This window comes from Ferrovibrio sp., assembly GCF_017994015.1.
In the GTDB taxonomy this organism is placed as follows: domain Bacteria; phylum Pseudomonadota; class Alphaproteobacteria; order Ferrovibrionales; family Ferrovibrionaceae; genus Ferrovibrio.
Map to the genome: position 1 here is coordinate 1 of NZ_JAGOLP010000062.1, position 17,896 is coordinate 17,896.

Consider the following 17,896-nt stretch of genomic DNA (forward strand, 5'->3'; position numbering starts at 1 on the left):
TCGTTTCGCGGACAAGGTCGGCGAAGTGCTAACTATGGGCAGCGCTACGGGAGCAGAGCGACAGCCGTTCAAGTTCTACGTTTAGGGGCGTCGGACGTGCGCTGGCCACCTTTGCTGTTCCCGGGCCACTCGATCCGAAGACTGAGTCCTGTTATGGAGGACTGACGGTACCTTCAGGCGGCCGCCGAAGTTGCGCTGGGCAGGCAAACAACGGGTCTGAGGGGCGATTGACCTCGATAGATGCCGGAACCGCGAAAATATTTTTTCTGGCAGTTTTTTCAATGAAATCAAAAGCGTAGCATTTTGACGGCCTCACAGTCGGAGAATGACCGTCAGACCGGGTACTTACCATCGAGTTTTCAAACACTTATGCGAGATTCAGACAATCGAGTGGGTAAGGGATACCGACCGCGTAGCGTAACCGTATAGCTGCCCTTCGCGCCAGGAGCGGACAGTCTCTGGCGCGAAGGGCAGACGTTGAGAACATCAGGGCTTGGTCAGGCGTGGACGTGTCTCTGTTATCAGACGGTCGGAACGGTGCCGCCGTCGATAACGAACTCGGCGCCGTGAATTGAGGCGGCTCGATCCGAGGCCAAGTAGGCGATGATGTCGGCAACCTCATAGGGCTCGGCCGGACGCCCGATTGAAATCCCGCCCAGGCTGTCGAGGACGACTTGCCGCGCATCTTCGATCGTGCCGCCATTGGCGGCCTGTAGGCGTTTCAGGAAGTCGACGGAAGACTCGGTCATGATCCAGCCGGGGGACACGGCGTTGACCCGCACACCCTTCGGTCCCAGTTCCTTGGAGATTGACTTGCTGTACGTCTTGAGCGCGGCCTTGGCGCTGGCGTAGGCGGTGGTCGCTTCGGGAAGCGGCAGGACCGACTGGATGGAAGTGACGTGCACCACCGCGCCGGCGCCCCGCTCGATCATCTGCGGAATCAGGAGGCGATCGAGACGGACCGTGGCCAGCAGGTTCAGGTTCAGTTCGGACAGCCAGTAATCGTCGGTCAGGGCGACGAAGCCTCCGCCGGGCGTGGACGAGCCGCCCAGCACATGGGCCAGGATGTCGACGCCGCCCAGACGCTCAAGCGCCACCTTGGCCAGAGCTTCTCCACCCGCGGCCGTAGTCAGGTCCGCTTGGACATACTCGACGCCCTCGATCGGCTTTAGAGGCCCGCGAGCGGCCGTGATCACTCGGGCGCCGCCGGCCAGGAAGCGGTCGACGGTGGCTCGGCCCAGACCCCTGGTGCCGCCGCTGATGAGCACGCGCTTTCCAGCGAATTCTGTCGGATCAGCTTTGATGGTCATATCGTGATCTCCAGGGCCTTGATGGCGTCATTTTCGAGCGTGAAGCGGTAGGTGAAGCGGAGCGGGCTGCCCTTGAAGTCGCCAGAGGCGGGGCCCTCGACGACGATTTGACCTTCCTCGTGCCGCACGGTATCCGGCGTGAAGATCGCCTTCACCGCGACCACTGCTTCCTCAAAGAGGTGCCTGAGTTCAGCGTGTCCCTGAAGAACGGTGCCGTTATCACGAAGGACGGCGCCGGGTGCGAAGGGCGCCAGCATGCCGCCAACGTCCAGGCGGGCGTTCGCAGCCACATACGCGGCGATTGGGATTGGAAGTTCGAGCGGCATTGTTTTGTCCTTACTGGGATCGCGGCCCGGGGGACCGCCGTTGCACTTGCCAGTCAAGGTAGCAGTGGACAATTCGCAGGATAATTGGGATAATTAGGCATGCTTTATCACGAAAATCAGGATAATAATGCCGAGCAGCCTCACGGAATTGGACGCCGTTCTTATGGTCGCCCGCCGGGGCAAGTTTCGCACGGCGGCGCTTGAGCTTGGGGTTTCAACCACCGCGCTCAGCAATGCGATCGGAAAGCTAGAGCGCACGCTCGGCGTACGGCTCTTCAACCGGACGACGCGAAGCGTCTCTTTGACGGAGGCAGGCCAGCAATTCGTCGCGCAAGTCGCTCCCGCCGTGCGCGACATTCATGAGGCGATGGACGTTGCGCGCTCTCAACAGGCCACGGCTTCGGGCACACTGCGCATCAACGCCTTTCCGACTGCGGCGCGGGAGATTTTTTCGTGGCTCGTCCTCCCGTTTCTCCGAGTGTACCCTCAGGTTCACATCGACATCGTCACAGAGGGGCGCCTGGTGGATATTGTCGCGGGCGGCTTCGACTTGGGCGTCCGTAGCTCAGACCTTGTGCCTGTCGACATGATCGCACTCCCACTGGGGGGCGCGCGGCGCAATGTTGTGGTGGGCACGCCGGGCTATTTGAAAGCGCACGGGACGCCCATGATCCCTCAGGATCTCGCCCAGCATTCTTGTCTCCGCGTCCGGCTTCCCAATGGCGCAATCTACCGCTGGCCATTCGAGAAGGACGGACAATCAGTCCATATCGACGTCGAGGGTCCCATCACCCTCGATGAGGCGAGCCTCGCACGCACCGCAGCCCTCGCCTCTGTTGGTCTCACCCTGGCGATGGAGTCCGACGTGCGAGACGACATTGAAGCAGGCCGTCTTGTGCCCGTGCTTGAAGATTGGACGCCCACTCTGTCGCCCTTGAGTCTTTATTATCCGAGCCGGCGCAATCCGACCGCGGCGTTCAAGGCGTTTGTCGACTTCGCGCGACGTCATAGTGGAACCAGTGATGCCCTGAGCCGGGGATAGGTTGAGGTGCGTCATCCCCAGCCGCTCAGTACTCGCCCATGAGCAGACATTCCGTCGTGATTTCGACGGTCATCTCTGCTTCTGCGCCAAAGCGGCGGTCAGCCTTCGGCGCTCACCTGCCGGTATTGCATGCCGGTGCTGAAGGCGGTGACCAGGCTGCGGACCACATTGCTTGCCATTGCCTCTGCCGGCAGGCCGGCCTTTACGGCGGCCTCGACATGCGCTGGATGCACAAACACGGTGACGGCATCGCGCACCACACCGGCCGCAATCGCAATGTCATCAACCTTGAATTCCCGCCGCTTGACGCCGTCTGCAATGATCTCGGCGATGAGCGCCGTCATCGCTTGGGCATAAGCCGCGATGATGTCTGGCCGCTCCTCAACAATGCGCCGATAGAGCTGATAAACCTCCGGATCACCCGCGAAACGCTCACGCTTGCGGGCATGCAGGGCCAGCACCATGGCCTCAAGCCGTTCGGCCGCCGGGCCATCCACATTCACGAAGCGACGCGCCAACTCGGCTTCATCGCGCATGGCTTCCGTGACCACGGCATCGAAGATTTCCGCCTTTGAGCGGAAATGCCGATAGATCGTGGTATGCGACGTGCCGAGCGCACGGGCGATATCGACCACATTTGTCTTTGCTTCGCCAAAGCGCCGCACTTGAGCGCGGGCAGCGTCGAGAATCTGGCCGCGAAACGAGGAATCTTCGCTGGTGGGAAGGGGGGGCGTTTGCATGGTGGAACTTTAAGGCAACTCTGACAGAAATACAACGACGAACAAAACATATAAAATGTTCTTTGAATTATGTGTGGGTTTGGCTATGGTGGTTTGCAGCTACACGCAAACCCGGAGGCTTTCATGCAACTCAGCGCCCAATCTGGTGCGGCACCGCGCACCGCCTTTGTCACCGGCGGCTCCGGCTTTGTCGGTTCCCGCCTGATCGCGCTGCTGGTCAGTCGCGGCTGGCAGGTGAAAGCGCTGGCGCGCAGCCCGGCGGCCGTTGAAGCCGTGCATCGCGTCGGGGCGATCCCGGTCAGCGGTGAATTGACCGATGCCGGCGCCCTGCGTGCCGGCATGGCGGGCTGCGATGTTGTTTTCCACGTTGCCGCGCATTTCAAACTCTGGGGGCCGCGCGGCGTCTTCGACCGGGTGAACGTTGCAGGCACCAATGCGCTTGTGGCGGCTGCGAGTGCCACTCCTGGCTTGCGCCGCGTTGTTGCCGTCAGCGCGGCGGCAGTGGTGATGGGCGATCCCGAACCGATGCTTGAGGCGGATGAGAGGCTGCCGCTCCAGAGCCGCGCCTTCGCGCCCTATGCATCTTCAAAGGCCGAGGGCGAGCGCCTGCTGCTGGCGGCCAATGGTTGCCGCCCTGGCTTTGAGACCATCGCCATCCGTCCGCCCTTTATCTGGGGGGCTGGCATGCCAACCCTGGACCATATGGTTGAAACCGTGCGGGCTGGCCGCTTCCAATGGGTTGGCGGCGGCAGCCAGGCCATGTCCACCTGCCATGTCGATAATCTCTGCGCGGCTTTGTTGCTGGCCGCCGATCATGGCCGCGGCGGCGAAGCCTATTTTGTCGCAGACAAAGAGAATGGCACATTGAAGGGCGTCATCTCGGCCTTGCTGGCGACGCGGGGCGTTGTGCCGAAGGATCGCGCCATACCATTCCCCCTGGCCTGGATGCTGGCCGGCATCATGGGCGTTGCCTGGCGCATGTTGGGGCGCGGCGGCGAGCCGCCGATCACGCGCCAGATGCTGCGCCTGATCGGCAAGCCATTCACCATCAGCATTGCCAAGGCAGGCGCCGAGCTTGGATATTTGCCGCGTGTCAGCTTTGCCGAGGGGATCGCGGCGATGGAGCGCCGCATGCCTTCCGGGCATGCCGCAACCGATCCGGCGCCTGCGACAGCGATGCCGGCCGCTTCCTGAACCGGCTGGTTTGCAGAGCTTGTGCTGGTGCACATGGAGGGCGACCTGGACTTTATGGGCCTGCGCGGGTATGTCGTCGGGCAAAGCATTCCCGCCCCAGATCAGCCTTTCAGCACGGACCTCATGATTCGTCTCGATAACATCAGCAAGCAGCACGGCCACCAGATTCTGTTCATCGATGCCTCGATGGGGCTGCAAAAGGGCGAGAAGGCCGGGCTGGTGGGGCCGAATGGCGCCGGCAAATCCACCCTGTTCCGCATGATTGCCGGCGAGGAGCGGCCCGATGACGGCCAGGTCGCCATCGATACCGGCATGACGATTGGCTATTTCAATCAGAATGTCGGCGAGATGTCGGGTCAGAGCGCGGTGGCGGCGGTGATGGATGGCGTCGGCCCGGTGAGTGCGCTGGCGGCCGAGATGGCCGCGCTTGAAGCCGCGATGGTGGACCCCGATCAGGCCGATGACATGGAGGCGCTGATCGAACGCTATGGCGAGGTGCAGGGGCGGTTTCAGGAGTTGGATGGTTATGCGCTGGAGGCGCGCGCGCGCGAAGTGCTGGCCGGCCTGAGTTTCAGCCCGGAACGCATGGATGGCGATGTGGGCCTGCTCTCCGGCGGCTGGAAGATGCGCGTGGCGCTGGCGCGTATTCTGCTGATGCGGCCCGATGGCATGCTGCTGGATGAGCCGAGCAACCATCTTGATCTCGAAAGCCTGATCTGGCTCGAAGCCTTCCTCAAGAATTATGACGGCGCGTTGTTGATGACCTCGCATGACCGCGAATTCATGAACCGCATCGTCAACAAGATCGTCGAGATTGATGGCGGCACGCTCACCACCTATTCCGGGAATTATGATTTCTACGATCAGCAGCGCGCGCTGAACGAAAAGCAGCGCCAGGCGCAATTTGAACGCCAGCAGGCCATGCTGGCCAAGGAGATCCAGTTCATCGAGCGTTTCAAGGCGCGCGCCTCACATGCCGCCCAGGTGCAGAGCCGGGTGAAAAAGCTTGATAAGATTGAGCGGGTTGAGCCGCCGCGCCGGCGCCAGACCGTGCAGTTTGAATTCCGCAGCCCGCCGCGTTCCGGCGAAGAGGTGGCGAATTTCAAAAACGTGCATAAAGCCTATGGCAGCCAGGCGATTTATACCGGGCTGGATTTCCAAGTGCGCCGGCTGGAACGCTGGTGTGTGCTGGGCGCCAATGGCGCCGGCAAATCCACCTTGCTGAAAATGCTGGCCGGCGATACCGCGCCGGATCAGGGCAGCGTGGGCTTGGGCGCCAGCGTGAAGATGGGCTATTTCGCCCAGCATTCGATGGATTTGCTGGATGGTGACGACACGGTGTTTGAAACGCTCGACAAGGCCTTCCCGCAGGCTGGTCAGGGCACGTTGCGCACCTTGGCCGGCTGCTTCGGCTTTTCCGGCGACGATATCGAAAAAACCTGCCGCGTACTTTCAGGCGGCGAGAAGGCGCGGCTGGTGATGGCCAAGATGCTGTTCGATCCGCCGAATTTTCTGGTGCTCGACGAGCCGACCAACCATCTCGACATGGCAACCAAGGAAATGCTGGTGGCGGCGCTGGCGGGTTTCGAAGGCACCATGCTATTCGTCTCGCATGACCGCCACTTCCTCGCCGCGCTCTCAAACCGCGTGCTGGAACTCACCCCGGAAGGTGTGCACCAGTTCGGCGGCGGCTATACGGAATATGTCGCCCGCACCGGCCAGGAAGCGCCGGGGCTACATCCGGGGTGAGGGTGCGGAGCAATCACCCACCCCCACGCATCGGGTTGATAAGTCGTATCCCGGCGAAGTCCTTTTCGTTGTTGGTCACCAGCACACAATCATTGGCGCCGGCGGTGGCGGCGATGATCATGTCGAGCGCATTGCGGGGGCGGCCGGTGCTTTTGCCCTGGGCCATGAGTTGCGCCCAGAGTAGGGCGGCGTTGTGATCCAGCGGCAGGATGCGGCCCTCAAACAGCGCTAGCGGGCCTTCCGGCCCGGCGAACCAGCTTTCCAGCGCGGCGCGTTTTTTGCCGCGTGGCAGTTCCAGAATGTCCCGGCGAATTTCCGCCACGGTCAGCGCGGCGATGAATAAATCCGCATCCTGTTGCTGCGCCATCCAGGCCAGCAGCGGCGCGGCAGGCTGCGGCTTGACCACATTGCTGATGATGTTGGTATCGAGCAGATAGCGCGTCACAGTTTGACCTTGCGGCCGGTTTCGGCGGCGCGGGTCAGATCAAGTTCGGCGCCGACCAGCGGCGATCGCCTTAGCGCGGCAAGGATGCCGCCCGGCGGCGTTGCTGGCCCGCCGATCGACTGATTGACTGTGGCGCGCAAAGCCGCTGCCTCGGCCGTATTCTCGGCCAGTTGGCGGGCCAGTGAGCGGATCAATTCCCGATCCGTGGCACGGCCGAGTACCTCAAAACGCGCCAATCCACGTTCGCCGAGGCGGGCGCGGTAATTTTCCAATGCGCGTTTTTGTGCCTTGCTCATCCGCATATCCTGCTTATATCTGGAAATATATCCAGGATCGGCGCGATGAGCAAGGCAGGCGCAAAATCAGCGCTGTGGCACCCGGGCAATCACCTTGATCTCAAAATCAAAGCCGGCGAGCCAAGTGGCGCCGATGGCGGTCCAGGTCGGCCAGGGCGCGACGCCGATTTCCTCGGCGCGCACCGCCATCACTGTTTCAAATTGCGTCGCTGGATCGGTATGGAAGCTGGTGACATCCAGCACATCATCGAAGCTGGCGCCGGCTGCGGCCAGCACGGCTTTCAGATTGGCGAAGGCGAGTTTCACCTGGGCGGCGAAATCCGGCTCGGGCGAGCCATCCTCGCGGCTGCCGACCTGGCCGGAAACAAATAACAGGTCGCCGGAGCGGATCGCGGGCGAATATTGATGCAGGTCGTAAAGCGCGTGGCGGTTGGCGGGAAAGATGGCGTCGCGCTGGTTCGTGGCGGGCTGGTTCAGATTAGGCTGGGTCATGTCAGGTCTCCGGTTGGGTTGCGGGCCTGAAGATAGGCCGGCGCGATTGCTGGGATTAGAGCTTGAAATCGGCATAGGGTGATGCAAAATCATCAGCAATGTCCCGTCCTTCGCTGAGCGACCTGGCCGCCTTTGTGGCGGTTGCCAACCATCGCAGCTTTCGTCGCGCCGCCGATGAACTCGGCACTGCGCCCTCAACCCTGAGCCATGCCCTGCGCGGCCTGGAGGAGCAGCTCGGCGTACGGCTGCTGAACCGCACCACGCGCAGCGTTGCGCCCACTGAGGCCGGCTTCAAACTGCTGGCCAGCCTGCAAACCACGCTGGCCGCCCTGGATGATGCCCTGGAAGGCGTGGCGGCGTTTCGCGGCCAGGTGGCCGGCATTGTGCGGATTAATGCGCCGCGCCTGGGCGCTGCCTTGCTGGTGCGCGAGGTGCTGCCGCTGATGGCGCAGCGTTTTCCCGAGGTGACGGTGGATGTGGTGGTGGAGGGCCGGCTGGTGGATATCGTGGCGGGCGGTTTTGATGCCGGGCTGCGGCTGCTGGACTCGATCCCGCGTGATATGATCGCAGTGCCGTTCGGTCGGCCGCTTGGCTTCATCTGTGTTGCCGCGCCGGATTATCTGAAACGCGCCGGGCTGCCGAAAACGCCGGATGAATTGCTGCGCCATCGCTGCATCGGCCATCGGCTGCCCGGCCCGGGCGGCAAACTCTATCGCTGGGAATTTGAGCGTGCCGGGCAGGCGCTGGTGATTGATGCGCCGGCCTGTGTGATCCTGGATGATGAGGAATTGATGGTGGAGGCGGCGGTGAACGGCATCGGCATTGCCTATGTGGCAAATGCTGCTGCCGCCGCCGCGCTCAAGGCGAAGCAGTTGCGCCAGGTGTTGTCAGACTGGATGCCGGCGGAGGAAACCGTGGCGATCTATTATCCCGGCCATCGCAGCGTGCCGCCGGCCTTGCGCGCTTTTCTGGATGTGGTGCGGGAAATCAGCCGGAGCCGCCGCGGCGGCCCCGGCGCAGCGTAGCGGCTTTACTGTGCGGCGAGCTTGTCCTGCGTCTTTGTATCAAAATCGCTGGCAGCGTGGCGTTCATGCAACTGGCTGGCCGGATCGCCGAAGGCGCGGTTGACCATGCGGCCACGCTGCACCGCCGGGCGGTCCTTGATCGCATCGGCCCAGCGCAGCACATGCTTGTATTCATGCGCCGAGAGGAAGGTGGCGGCATCGCCATAAATCCAGCCTTTCACCAGGCCGCCATACCACGGGAATACCGCGATATCGGCGATGCTGTAGCTATCGCCGGCCAGATAGGCGCTTTCGGCCAGGCGGCGATCCAGCACATCCAACTGGCGCTTGGTTTCCATGGCAAAGCGGTCGATGGCGTATTCGATCTTGATCGGCGCATAGGTGTAGAAATGGCCAAAGCCGCCGCCGAGATAGGGCGCGCTGCCCATCTGCCAGAACAGCCAGTTCAGGCATTCGGTGCGACCGGCATGGTCGCTGGGCAGGAAGGCGCCGAACTTTTCCGCCAGATAGAGCAGGATGGCGCCGGATTCAAACACTCGCACCGGCTCCGGCCCGGAGCGATCCAGCAAAGCCGGAATCTTGGAATTCGGGTTCACCTGCACAAAGCCGCTGCCGAACTGGTCGCCATCACCGATCTTGATCAACCAGGCATCGTATTCGGCGCCTGTATGGCCGAGCGCCAGCAATTCCTCCAACAAAATTGTGACTTTCTGGCCGTTCGGCGTGGCCAGTGAATAAAGCTGCAACGGATGCTGGCCGACCGGCAATTCCTTGTCATGCGTGGCACCGGCAATGGGGCGGTTGATGCTGGCGAAATGGCCGCCGCTCGGCTTGTTCCAGGTCCAGACCTTGGGCGGGGTATACTCGGCGGAATCGGTCATGCAGCATCTCCGGGCGGGGGTGAAAAGGTCAGCCTGATATAGGGCAGCGACTTGGGATTCGGATAGCCCAGGGCGAGGGGGTATTCAAATTAGTATTGACTAATCAATTAGTGTGCGCTAATCTGATTCCATGATCGAAGCAGCCCCCATCACCAACATCATGCGCGCCCTGGCCGACCCGACCCGGCGGGCCGTGTTTGAGCGCGTGGCCGGCGCCGAGGAAATCACCGTTGCCGAATTGACGCGCGGCAGCGGCGTGACCCAGGGCGCCATCTCGCAGCATCTGAAAGCCCTCAAACAGGCCGGCCTGGTGGCCGAGCGGCCGGAGGGGCGGCATGTGTATTACCGCGCCCAGCCCGATGGCCTGGCGCCGCTGGTGGACTGGATCGGCCATTACCGCGCCTTCTGGCGTGATCGCCTGGATAATCTGCGTGATGTTCTGAAGGATATAGACCCATGACCAGCGCCCTGGCCGAGCCGGCCGTTACCCAATCCATCGTCATCGACGAAGTGTTTCCGCATGCGCCCGAGGTGATCTGGCAGGCGCTGACCGATGGCCGGCTGATGGCGCGCTGGCTGATGCAGGCCAGCGGCTTTGCCCCGATTGTCGGCACGCGCTTCACCTATCAAACCACGCCGGCCGGCGCCTGGGATGGCACCATTCAGTGCGAGGTGCTGGAGGTGCTGCCGTTGCAGCGCTTTGTCTATGCCTGGCGCAGTGGCGATGCCGGTAATGCCGGCTATGGCGCGCCGCTGGATACGGTGGTCAGTTTCACGCTCACAAGGGTGGAACTCGGCACCAGGCTGCGGCTGGAACATGCCGGCTTTGTGCTGCCGCGCAACAGCACCGCCTATACCAATATGGGCAAGGGCTGGACCGCCTGCATGGCCAAGCTGGACGGCGTGGCCAAGACGCCGGACTGAGGCTTTCCCAAATTCAGATTTTTCCCTGTTGCAGCGATGGGCGCGGCAACGGACGGGCGCACTTTGCCCACAAGCACCGGAGGCATGAAGGATGGACAAGCAGCATATGGTATCTCGCATTGGTACACGCCAGGAATGGCTGGCGGCACGGCTGGATCTGCTGGCCGCTGAAAAGGAACTGACCCGGCGCAGCGATGCCCTGGCGCAGCAGCGTCAGGCCTTGCCCTGGGTGGCGCTGGACAAGCCCTATCGCTTTGACACCGAAGCCGGCAGCGCCTCGCTGGCCGAGCTGTTTCAGGGCCACTCGCAATTGCTGGTGTATCATTTCATGTTCGGCCCGGATTATGCCGCCGGCTGTCCGTCCTGTTCGATGGTGGCCGATGGTTTCAATGGCTTCACCGAGCATCTGGCGCAGCATGATGTGATGCTGTGGGCGGTGTCGCGTGCGCCGTTGCACAAGCTGCTCGGCTTCCGCCAGCGCATGGGCTGGCGCTTCCCCTGGGCTTCTTCGGCGCCGTGTGATTTCAACGCCGATTTTAATGTCTATTTCACCGAGGCGCAGCAGCAGAGCGGCGCGGTGACGTATAATTTCAGCAATGCCGGCCATGCCATGGATGAACTGCCGCCGCCGGTGCTGGAGATCGCCGCCGGTTGCGGCACCGATGGCGCCACCTTCATCCAGGATCGCCCCGGCCTCAGCGCCTTCGTGCTGCGCGATGGCGTGGTGTATCACACCTACTCGGCCTATGCGCGCGGCCTGGATGCCATGTGGGGCGCCTATCAATGGCTGGATCGGGCGCCGCTGGGCCGCAATGAAACCGGCATCTGGTGGCGCCGCCGTGGCGAATATGCCGCAGTACCTGCTGCTGCATCCTGCTGCGCCTGAAACGGAGTTCTGCAATGACCAAAGCCTATACCGGCGGCTGCGCCTGTGGTGCGATCCGCTATGAGATCACGGCGGAACCAATTTTTTCCAACCATTGCCAATGCCGCGATTGCCAGCAGGTCAGCGGCACCGGCCATGGTTCCTACATCACCTTCGCCAATCGTGCCGATGTGACATTGCAAGGCCAGGCAACGTTGTGGGATCGGGTTGCCGATAGCGGTCAGGTAAAAAGCCATGGCTTCTGCCCATCCTGCGGCTCGCCGGTTTATCTCACCTTCGCAGCGATGCCGGCCTTGTTCACCATCCATGCCGCCAGCCTTGACCAGCCGGAGCGTTTCCGTCCGCAACTGGTCACCTATGCCATACGCGGCCATGCCTGGGATCATCTCGATCCGGCTTTGCCGGCATGCGAAAAGATGCCGCCGGCAGCGTGAGCAAAAGTAACAAAAACGGGGGCCGGTCGATGGCAGGCTGTTGCTGCGTCGCGCCGGCTGCCGCATATAATGCCTGCAGGGCGGCGGGACGGATAAAAATGATGCACTATCGTTGGGTGATCGTGGCGGCGGGCGCAGTGCTGGGTTGCGCGGCGATTGGTGCGATGTTTTCGCTGCCGGTCTTTCTGCAAAGCATCGCCCGCGATACCGACTGGTCGGTGGCCGGCATTTCCACCGCAATGACCCTGGGCTTCCTGGCCATGGCGCTGGGCAGCATGGCCTGGGGCCATCTCTCGGATCGGATCGGGCCGCGCCCGGTGCTGCTGCTCGGCACGCTGATGGTGGTGGGCGGCCTGGCTTTGGCCAGCCAGGCGCCGGCCTTGCTGCTGTTTCAACTGCTGTTCGGCTTGGTGGTGGGCGCCGGCACGGCGGCGATCTTCGCGCCGATGATGGCCTGTGTCACCGGCTGGTTCGATACCCAGCGCAGCCTGGCAGTGTCATTGGTTTCCGCCGGCATGGGCGTGGCGCCGATGACCATGGCGCCGCTGGCTGCCTGGCTGGTGGCGCAGGTGGATTGGCGCAGTGCCATGTTGTTGATCGCAGCCTTGGCGGCGGCGCTGATGCTGCCGGCCGCCTTGCTGGTGCGGCGGCCGCCGGCCTTGCAGGATCAGGCAGCGCAGGCCGATGCAGCTATGGCGCCAGAACTGACATTGGGCCAGGCCTTGCGCTCGCCACCCTTTATCCTGCTGCTGCTGACCAATTTCTTCTGCTGTGCCACCCATGCCGGGCCAATTTTCCACACGGTCAGCTATGCGCTGAGCTGCGGCATTCCGCTGCTCGCTGCCGTGTCGATCTACAGTATCGAAGGGCTGGCCGGCCTGGCCGGCCGCATCGGCTTTGGCCTGCTTGGGGATCGTTTCGGCGCCCGCACGGTGCTGGCTGCCGGGCTGCTGGTGCAGGCTTTTGCCGCGCTGGCCTTCATCTTCGCCCGCGAACTTGGCAGCTTCTATGCCGTGGCCGCCTTGTTTGGTTTTGTCTATGCTGGCGTGATGCCGCTTTATGCCGCCATCGCGCGTGAGAATTTTCCGCTGCACATGATGGGTACGGTGATCGGCGGCATCGCCATGGCCGGCAGCCTTGGTATGGCGCTGGGGCCGCTGCTGGGCGGCCTGATCTTTGATGGCCTGGGTAGCTATACTTGGCTTTATGCCAGCGCCTGGGCGCTTGGCATTGCCGCCTTCATCGTGGCGATGAATTTCCGGCCCACAGCCAAGGCGCCGCCTGCGCCGGTTGCGGCGTGATCGGCAGACGCTGAAATTCTTGTTTGATCCGGCGCTGGCGAAGTGGGCGGCGCTGGGCTATTTCTTGCGCCGCAAATCAACAGTTTCTGGCGATTTCGGGAGCATGCCATGACCCCCACTGCGAAAATCCTGCTGCTCGGTTCGGGTGAGCTGGGGCGCGAATTTGTCATTTCCGCCAAGCGGCTTGGCGCCCATGTCATTGCCTGCGATGCCTATGCCGGCGCGCCGGCGATGCAGGTGGCGGATCAGTTCGAAGTGTTTTCGATGCTGGATGGCGCCGCGCTTGGTGCCGCTATCGACAAGCACCAGCCGGATTTCATCGTGCCCGAGGTGGAGGCGATCCGCACCGAGGTTTTGAAGGAATATGAGGATAAGGGCAGCAACGTGGTGCCTTCGGCGCGCGCTACGCTGATGACCATGAACCGCGACCGTATCCGCGAAGTGGCGGCCAGTGAACTCGGCCTGCCAACCTCGACCTATCTTTATGCCGAAAGCCTGGAGGAGATGCGGGCGGCGGTGGCCAAAGTGGGGTTGCCCTGCGTGGTCAAACCGGTGATGTCGTCATCCGGCAAGGGCCAGAGCACGGTGAAGGATGCCGCCGGCATCGACAAGGCGTGGGATTATGCCGTGGCCGGCATGCGCGGCGACCGCAAGCGCGTCATCGTCGAGGCCTTCATCGATTTTGACTACGAAATCACCCTGCTCACCATCCGCACCCGCCAGGGTGTGCTATTCTGCCCGCCGATCGGCCATCGCCAGGAGCGCGGCGACTATCAGGAAAGCTGGCAGCCGACGCCGATGTCGGCCGCAGCCATTGCCGAAGCGCAGCGCCAGGCCCAGGCGGTGGTGGACAATCTCGGTGGCTATGGCCTGTTCGGTGTTGAATTCTTCATCAAGGACGATGCGGTGATCTTCTCCGAATTGTCGCCGCGCCCGCATGATACCGGCATGGTGACGCTGATCTCGCAGAACCTGACTGAATTTGACCTGCATGCCCGCGCCATCCTCGGCCTGCCGATCCCCAGCATCACCCAGCATGGCCCCAGCGCTTCGGCGGTGATCCTGGCGGATCGCGATGCCACGGAATTCGCCATCACCGGCCTGGCCGATGCGCTGCAAGCGCCGGCAGCCGGCACTGATATCGACCTGCGCATTTTCAGCAAGCCGACCACACGGCCTTATCGCCGCATGGGGGTGGCGCTGGCGCTGGTCCGCGATGGCGATGTGGATCAGGCCCGTTCAGCGGCACGTGCGGCGGCGGCCAAGGTGAAGATCGTGTATCATGGTTGATCGCCGCATCGGGCTGGCTGGTTTGGTATGACCAGCACCAGCCTGCTCGGGCCGGATGAGCCGCCGGCCTGCCAAAGCCATCGCCTGCAAGGCCGTTCGGCATATTTCCTGGTCTGCGATCATGGCGGCAACCGCTTGCCGCGTGCGCTGGGTAATCTCGGCCTGCCGCCGGCCGAACTGGAGCGCCATATCGCCTGGGATATCGGCGCCGCCGGGCTGGCGCATGGCCTGGCTGAAATGCTGGATGCCGCCCTGATCGAGCAGACCTATTCGCGGCTGGTGATTGATTGCAATCGCCCGCCCGGCGTGCCGTCTTCGATCCCGGAACTGAGCGAGGCAACAAGCATTCCAGGCAATCAACGGCTCAGCGCCGTTGATGCAGAGGCGCGCCGAGTGGCGATTTTTGTGCCCTATCATGAACGTATTGGCGCCGAACTTGATTCGCGCAGTGTAGCCGGCCGGCCGACCATCCTGGTATCGGTGCACAGCTTCACGCCGGTTTATGCCGGTGTGGCGCGGCCATGGCATGCCGGCCTGCTGTATAATCGCGATGCCCGGCTGGGCCGGATCTTGTTTGATCTGCTACAGGCGGAAGGTGATCTGGTGGTCGGCGACAACCAGCCCTATTCGGTTGACGACGAAACCGACTACACCATTCCGGTGCATGGCGAGCAGCGCGGCTTGCCGCATGTGGCGCTGGAAATCCGCCAGGATCTGCTGGCCGATGCGGCAGGGCAGGCAGCCTGGGCGGCGCGCTTGGCGCGGCTGCTGCGCCAGGCCGAGATGATGCTTACAGGGTCTCGCTGATCTCTTCGCAATCCACTTCAAAATTGACCAGCGTGTTGGGGCCGAAAGTATTGCTGATGGCAACATCGCCGGCATCGCGGCCTCGCGCAATCAGCACCCGGCCGATGCGTGGCATGTTGTTGCGTGGATCGAAGGTATACCAGCGGCCGCCGAGATAGGCTTCGAACCAGCCGGCAAAATCCATCACGCCATAAGGCGGCGGGATGCCGATGTCGCTGAGATAGCCTGCGCAATAGCGTGCCGGAATGTTCATGCAGCGGCAAAACGCAACGGCAAGATGGGCGAAGTCGCGACACACACCACGGCCATCCTGAAACACCTGCGCGGCGGTTTTGCTGGCCGAGGCATGTTCATAGCCAAAGGTAATGTGGTTGTGCACATAATCGCAGATTGCCTGCACCCGCGCCCAGCCCGGTGGTGTGCGCTCGAATAGCCGCCAGGCCGCAGCCGACAAATGATCCGTGTCGCAATAGCGGCTGCCGAGGAGAAACACCAGAACCTCTTCCGGCAAATCCTCCACCCGGTGCTGGATCGCTTGGAGCGCCACTTCGTCAGGCTCGCCGGTATCGCGCACCACACCTGTGGCGGCGATGCGCGTACGCCCCGGCGGCGCCGTCAGCCGGGTGCACCAATTGCCGAACTGATCGCGATAGGCCGAAAGCGGCAGGCGCGGATCGGTGGTGATCAGATCGGGGATGACGATATCCGAAGCCCGCGTGTAATGGATGCTCAAGGTGAGGATCATCGGTGTGGGTTGCGGACAATCGTAAGTCAGCCGATAGCCGACGCGAAGCTGCATGATAGGCTCCTTATGGGCAGGCATCCGGCTTGCTTCATAAGCGGGCCTGGAATGCCGTGTCCTGTTGTTGCAATGGAAAGGCTGTGGTCTGCTCGAGAACGCTGACGGCAACGTCCATATCGAGGAAGGCGGCGGGCCGGCCGTAGAAACTGCCCCAGAGCGGCAGCACCTGGGCATGATCCCAGGCCACGGCCACGCGGATCAGATGGCGGTTGCCGACGATCTTGTTGGTCGGATCAAAATCCACCCAGCCGGCGCCCGGCAGGTAGACTTGCAGCCAGGCATGGGTTGCGCCGCCGCCGACGATCAGGTCCGGGCCGGCATCCGGCACAAAGATATAGCCGCTGACAAAGCGCGCCGCGAAGCCAAGCGCACGCACAGCTTCGATCATCAGCAAGGCGAAGTCGCGGCAGGTGCCCTGTCGCCGTGCCAGGGTTTCATCCGGATTCTGCACGCCGCGCTCGGCGCGCCGCTGATAGCCGAAATTTTCATTGATCGACAGCGTTATCGCACGCAGCAGCGCCATCGTCTGCACCGAGCCGAAGCTGGGCAGGAAGGCTTTGGCCCATTGCTGCAAGGCGGCGCTTGGATAACGCGGCTGCAAGCTCTGGGCGAGGTCGGCATATTCCTCGTCGGCATAATAGAATGGATAGGATGCCGCCTCGGCGGTCAGCCGGTAATCCGGGTTCACGGCTTCGATATGTTCAATCGTCACCGTGCTGTCGAAACGCAACTCGGTGGTGAAGCCGCGAAACGTTGCCACCGCCACTGAATTGTCGAACACATCATGCAGCCAGAACAGATCAACCGGCTGCGGCTGAATCTCCAGGCTGGTTTGCAGCAGCCGCAGATCATGGCTTTCGCGCGGGCGGAACATCACCCGATGCTCGCCAAGCTGCACCGGTTCCGAATAGCGGTATATGGTGGCGTGCCTGACTGTGAGAAGGCGTGCCGGTATTGTCTGGCCGTTGCGGTTGATCAAGGCCAGTACAGTCTCCGTCTGCTTGTCATGTAATTGCAGTCTAACAGGTAAATGCCGGTCAAACCAGCATGGTTGCAATGCCGTGTCACAAACCCGGTCGTCGCTTCGTCTTGGATCATACGGATCAAGCGCAGGATGTCCTGCGCCGCCGTGGGCAAAGTTGAGGAGCGGTTTATGAAAGTGGTTGTGATTGGTGGCACTGGCCTGATCGGTGCCAAGCTGGTTGGTTTGTTGCAGCAAGCCGGGCATGCGGTTGTAGCGGCATCGCCGTCGCGTGGTATCGATGCGGTGAGCGGCCAGGGATTGGCCCACGCTCTGGCGCAAGCCGAGGTGGTGGTGGACGTGGCCAATGCGCCATCCTTCGAGGATCAGGCGGTGCTGGATTTTTTCCGCAGCGCCACGCGCAACCTTCTGGGCGAAGCGGCAAAAGCTGGTGTGCAACATTATGTGGCACTTTCGGTGGTGGGCACCGAACGGCTGCTGCAAGGTGGCTATTTCCGCGCCAAGCTGGTGCAGGAAGAGTTGATCCAGGCGGCGGGCCTGCCGCACACCATCCTGCGCGCAACACAATTCTATGAATTCCTGGCCAGCATTGCTGCTGCCAGTATGGTGGAGGGCGTGGCGCGTTTGTCGCCCGCCGCGTTTCAGCCGGTCGCCGCCAACGATGTGTCTGCGGCCCTGGCAGATATTGTGAATGGCCGGCAGGCCCTGGGGCAAATTGAGCTGGGCGGGCCGGAGCGGCGCCCGATGGTTGATCTGGTGCAGCAATATCTCACTGCCCAGGGCGATCCGTGCCCGGTGGTCAGCGATCCGGCAGCGCGTTATTTCGGCATTGCGCTGAATGATGCTTCATTGGTGCCGGAGGCGGGCGCGAGGCTAGGGCCGACCCGCTTTGCCGATTGGCTGCGTAGCCACTGACGCGCTATGCGTTGACGCCCGCTCCAGCTTGGCTTTTATAAGGTCAGGTTCAAGG

21 protein-coding genes are annotated in these 17,896 nt (G+C 62.5%); 12 read left to right on the forward strand and 9 right to left on the reverse strand.

Annotated features, from left to right (window positions below; translation table 11 throughout):
* Positions 1-521 precede the first annotated feature (521 nt).
* Positions 522-1,310: an SDR family oxidoreductase gene (locus KBB36_RS18070; protein ID WP_290984205.1), complete on the reverse strand. Its 789-nt coding sequence runs from the start codon at positions 1,308-1,310 to the stop codon at positions 522-524.
* Positions 1,307-1,636: a nuclear transport factor 2 family protein gene (locus KBB36_RS18075; protein ID WP_290984208.1), complete on the reverse strand. Its 330-nt coding sequence runs from the start codon at positions 1,634-1,636 to the stop codon at positions 1,307-1,309. The genes KBB36_RS18070 and KBB36_RS18075 overlap by 4 nt, the downstream gene beginning before the upstream one ends.
* Before the next feature lie 127 nt (positions 1,637-1,763).
* Between KBB36_RS18075 and KBB36_RS18080 the strand changes: the two genes are divergently transcribed.
* Positions 1,764-2,678, forward strand: coding sequence for a LysR family transcriptional regulator (locus KBB36_RS18080; RefSeq protein ID WP_290984211.1), 915 nt, complete (start codon positions 1,764-1,766; stop codon positions 2,676-2,678).
* A 98-nt stretch (positions 2,679-2,776) separates the two neighbouring features.
* Here KBB36_RS18080 and KBB36_RS18085 read toward each other — a convergent pair whose 3' ends face one another.
* Complete coding sequence (locus KBB36_RS18085; protein ID WP_290984243.1) at positions 2,777-3,418, reverse strand: TetR/AcrR family transcriptional regulator; 642 nt, start codon at positions 3,416-3,418, stop codon at positions 2,777-2,779.
* A gap of 123 nt (positions 3,419-3,541) precedes the next feature.
* Here KBB36_RS18085 and KBB36_RS18090 point away from each other — a divergent pair, with 123 nt between their 5' ends.
* Complete coding sequence (locus KBB36_RS18090) at positions 3,542-4,612, forward strand: NAD-dependent epimerase/dehydratase family protein (RefSeq protein WP_290984246.1); 1,071 nt, start codon at positions 3,542-3,544, stop codon at positions 4,610-4,612.
* A 123-nt stretch (positions 4,613-4,735) separates the two neighbouring features.
* Complete coding sequence (locus KBB36_RS18095) at positions 4,736-6,361, forward strand: ABC-F family ATP-binding cassette domain-containing protein (RefSeq protein WP_290984249.1); 1,626 nt, start codon at positions 4,736-4,738, stop codon at positions 6,359-6,361.
* Between the two features lie 13 nt (positions 6,362-6,374).
* Here the strand turns inward: KBB36_RS18095 and KBB36_RS18100 are convergent, their stop codons facing one another.
* From KBB36_RS18100 to KBB36_RS18110, 3 genes are all read right to left on the reverse strand, one after another.
* Positions 6,375-6,806, reverse strand: a complete 432-nt coding sequence (locus KBB36_RS18100) for a type II toxin-antitoxin system VapC family toxin (RefSeq protein WP_290984252.1) — start codon at positions 6,804-6,806, stop codon at positions 6,375-6,377.
* The gene (locus KBB36_RS18105; protein ID WP_290984255.1) at positions 6,803-7,102 is read right to left on the reverse strand and encodes a hypothetical protein; all 300 of its coding nucleotides are present in this window, start codon (positions 7,100-7,102) and stop codon (positions 6,803-6,805) included. Before KBB36_RS18105 ends, KBB36_RS18100 begins: the two co-directional genes overlap by 4 nt.
* A 66-nt stretch (positions 7,103-7,168) precedes the next feature.
* Positions 7,169-7,594 carry a RidA family protein gene (locus KBB36_RS18110; RefSeq protein ID WP_290984258.1) on the reverse strand — a complete coding sequence of 142 codons (426 nt, stop codon included), beginning with the start codon at positions 7,592-7,594 and terminating at the stop codon, positions 7,169-7,171.
* A 98-nt stretch (positions 7,595-7,692) separates the two neighbouring features.
* On the opposite strand from KBB36_RS18110, the gene KBB36_RS18115 reads away from it, so the two are divergent.
* The gene (locus KBB36_RS18115; protein ID WP_290984261.1) at positions 7,693-8,619 is read left to right on the forward strand and encodes a LysR family transcriptional regulator; all 927 of its coding nucleotides are present in this window, start codon (positions 7,693-7,695) and stop codon (positions 8,617-8,619) included.
* 5 nt (positions 8,620-8,624) lie between these two features.
* Here KBB36_RS18115 and yghU read toward each other — a convergent pair whose 3' ends face one another.
* Positions 8,625-9,500 carry a glutathione-dependent disulfide-bond oxidoreductase gene (gene yghU, locus KBB36_RS18120; RefSeq protein WP_290984263.1) on the reverse strand — a complete coding sequence of 292 codons (876 nt, stop codon included), beginning with the start codon at positions 9,498-9,500 and terminating at the stop codon, positions 8,625-8,627.
* A gap of 130 nt (positions 9,501-9,630) precedes the next feature.
* Between yghU and KBB36_RS18125 the strand changes: the two genes are divergently transcribed.
* The 7 genes from KBB36_RS18125 (at position 9,631) to KBB36_RS18155 (ending at position 15,142) form a co-directional block, all read left to right on the forward strand.
* Positions 9,631-9,960: a metalloregulator ArsR/SmtB family transcription factor gene (locus KBB36_RS18125; protein WP_290984266.1), complete on the forward strand. Its 330-nt coding sequence runs from the start codon at positions 9,631-9,633 to the stop codon at positions 9,958-9,960.
* Positions 9,957-10,424, forward strand: coding sequence for an SRPBCC domain-containing protein (locus tag KBB36_RS18130; protein ID WP_290984268.1), 468 nt, complete (start codon positions 9,957-9,959; stop codon positions 10,422-10,424). Before KBB36_RS18125 ends, KBB36_RS18130 begins: the two co-directional genes overlap by 4 nt.
* Positions 10,425-10,515: 91 nt before the next feature.
* Positions 10,516-11,310, forward strand: coding sequence for a DUF899 domain-containing protein (locus KBB36_RS18135; protein ID WP_290984270.1), 795 nt, complete (start codon positions 10,516-10,518; stop codon positions 11,308-11,310).
* A gap of 14 nt (positions 11,311-11,324) precedes the next feature.
* A complete protein-coding gene (locus KBB36_RS18140) occupies positions 11,325-11,744 on the forward strand; it encodes a GFA family protein (RefSeq protein ID WP_290984273.1) in 420 nt (139 codons plus the stop codon).
* A 98-nt stretch (positions 11,745-11,842) separates the two neighbouring features.
* On the forward strand, positions 11,843-13,045 hold the full coding sequence (locus tag KBB36_RS18145) for an MFS transporter (RefSeq protein ID WP_290984275.1): 1,203 nt from the start codon (positions 11,843-11,845) through the stop codon (positions 13,043-13,045).
* A 108-nt stretch (positions 13,046-13,153) separates the two neighbouring features.
* Positions 13,154-14,335, forward strand: a complete 1,182-nt coding sequence (gene purT, locus KBB36_RS18150; RefSeq protein WP_290984280.1) for a formate-dependent phosphoribosylglycinamide formyltransferase — start codon at positions 13,154-13,156, stop codon at positions 14,333-14,335.
* A gap of 27 nt (positions 14,336-14,362) precedes the next feature.
* Positions 14,363-15,142: an N-formylglutamate amidohydrolase gene (locus KBB36_RS18155; RefSeq protein WP_290984283.1), complete on the forward strand. Its 780-nt coding sequence runs from the start codon at positions 14,363-14,365 to the stop codon at positions 15,140-15,142.
* On the opposite strand, the gene KBB36_RS18160 is transcribed toward KBB36_RS18155, so the two are convergent.
* Together KBB36_RS18160 and KBB36_RS18165 are read right to left on the reverse strand one after the other, a co-directional pair.
* Entirely contained in the window at positions 15,126-15,941 is an 816-nt protein-coding gene (locus KBB36_RS18160) for a transglutaminase family protein (protein WP_290984286.1), read from the reverse strand. The two genes, KBB36_RS18155 and KBB36_RS18160, sit on opposite strands and share 17 nt — an antisense overlap.
* Positions 15,942-15,975: 34 nt before the next feature.
* A complete protein-coding gene (locus KBB36_RS18165) occupies positions 15,976-16,923 on the reverse strand; it encodes a transglutaminase family protein (RefSeq protein WP_290984289.1) in 948 nt (315 codons plus the stop codon).
* 174 nt (positions 16,924-17,097) lie between these two features.
* Between KBB36_RS18165 and KBB36_RS18170 the strand changes: the two genes are divergently transcribed.
* On the forward strand, positions 17,098-17,841 hold the full coding sequence (locus KBB36_RS18170) for an SDR family oxidoreductase (RefSeq protein WP_290984292.1): 744 nt from the start codon (positions 17,098-17,100) through the stop codon (positions 17,839-17,841).
* Positions 17,842-17,896: the final 55 nt, after the last annotated feature.

Excerpts from the sequence above, each read along its gene's own strand:
- yghU (WP_290984263.1), bottom strand. The coding sequence starts at position 9,500 with ATGACCGATTCCGCCGAGTATACCCCGCCCAAGGTCTGGACCTGGAAC.
- KBB36_RS18080 (WP_290984211.1), top strand. The coding sequence starts at position 1,764 with ATGCCGAGCAGCCTCACGGAATTGGACGCCGTTCTTATGGTCGCCCGC.
- KBB36_RS18170 (WP_290984292.1), top strand. The coding sequence starts at position 17,098 with ATGAAAGTGGTTGTGATTGGTGGCACTGGCCTGATCGGTGCCAAGCTG.
- KBB36_RS18145 (WP_290984275.1), top strand. The coding sequence starts at position 11,843 with ATGATGCACTATCGTTGGGTGATCGTGGCGGCGGGCGCAGTGCTGGGT.
- KBB36_RS18075 (WP_290984208.1), bottom strand. The coding sequence starts at position 1,636 with ATGCCGCTCGAACTTCCAATCCCAATCGCCGCGTATGTGGCTGCGAAC.
- KBB36_RS18090 (WP_290984246.1), top strand. The coding sequence starts at position 3,542 with ATGCAACTCAGCGCCCAATCTGGTGCGGCACCGCGCACCGCCTTTGTC.
- KBB36_RS18105 (WP_290984255.1), bottom strand. The coding sequence starts at position 7,102 with ATGAGCAAGGCACAAAAACGCGCATTGGAAAATTACCGCGCCCGCCTC.
- KBB36_RS18115 (WP_290984261.1), top strand. The coding sequence starts at position 7,693 with ATGTCCCGTCCTTCGCTGAGCGACCTGGCCGCCTTTGTGGCGGTTGCC.
- KBB36_RS18130 (WP_290984268.1), top strand. The coding sequence starts at position 9,957 with ATGACCAGCGCCCTGGCCGAGCCGGCCGTTACCCAATCCATCGTCATC.
- KBB36_RS18070 (WP_290984205.1), bottom strand. The coding sequence starts at position 1,310 with ATGACCATCAAAGCTGATCCGACAGAATTCGCTGGAAAGCGCGTGCTC.
- KBB36_RS18160 (WP_290984286.1), bottom strand. The coding sequence starts at position 15,941 with ATGCAGCTTCGCGTCGGCTATCGGCTGACTTACGATTGTCCGCAACCC.
- KBB36_RS18110 (WP_290984258.1), bottom strand. The coding sequence starts at position 7,594 with ATGACCCAGCCTAATCTGAACCAGCCCGCCACGAACCAGCGCGACGCC.
- KBB36_RS18140 (WP_290984273.1), top strand. The coding sequence starts at position 11,325 with ATGACCAAAGCCTATACCGGCGGCTGCGCCTGTGGTGCGATCCGCTAT.
- KBB36_RS18155 (WP_290984283.1), top strand. The coding sequence starts at position 14,363 with ATGACCAGCACCAGCCTGCTCGGGCCGGATGAGCCGCCGGCCTGCCAA.
- KBB36_RS18125 (WP_290984266.1), top strand. The coding sequence starts at position 9,631 with ATGATCGAAGCAGCCCCCATCACCAACATCATGCGCGCCCTGGCCGAC.
- KBB36_RS18085 (WP_290984243.1), bottom strand. The coding sequence starts at position 3,418 with ATGCAAACGCCCCCCCTTCCCACCAGCGAAGATTCCTCGTTTCGCGGC.
- KBB36_RS18135 (WP_290984270.1), top strand. The coding sequence starts at position 10,516 with ATGGACAAGCAGCATATGGTATCTCGCATTGGTACACGCCAGGAATGG.
- purT (WP_290984280.1), top strand. The coding sequence starts at position 13,154 with ATGACCCCCACTGCGAAAATCCTGCTGCTCGGTTCGGGTGAGCTGGGG.
- KBB36_RS18095 (WP_290984249.1), top strand. The coding sequence starts at position 4,736 with ATGATTCGTCTCGATAACATCAGCAAGCAGCACGGCCACCAGATTCTG.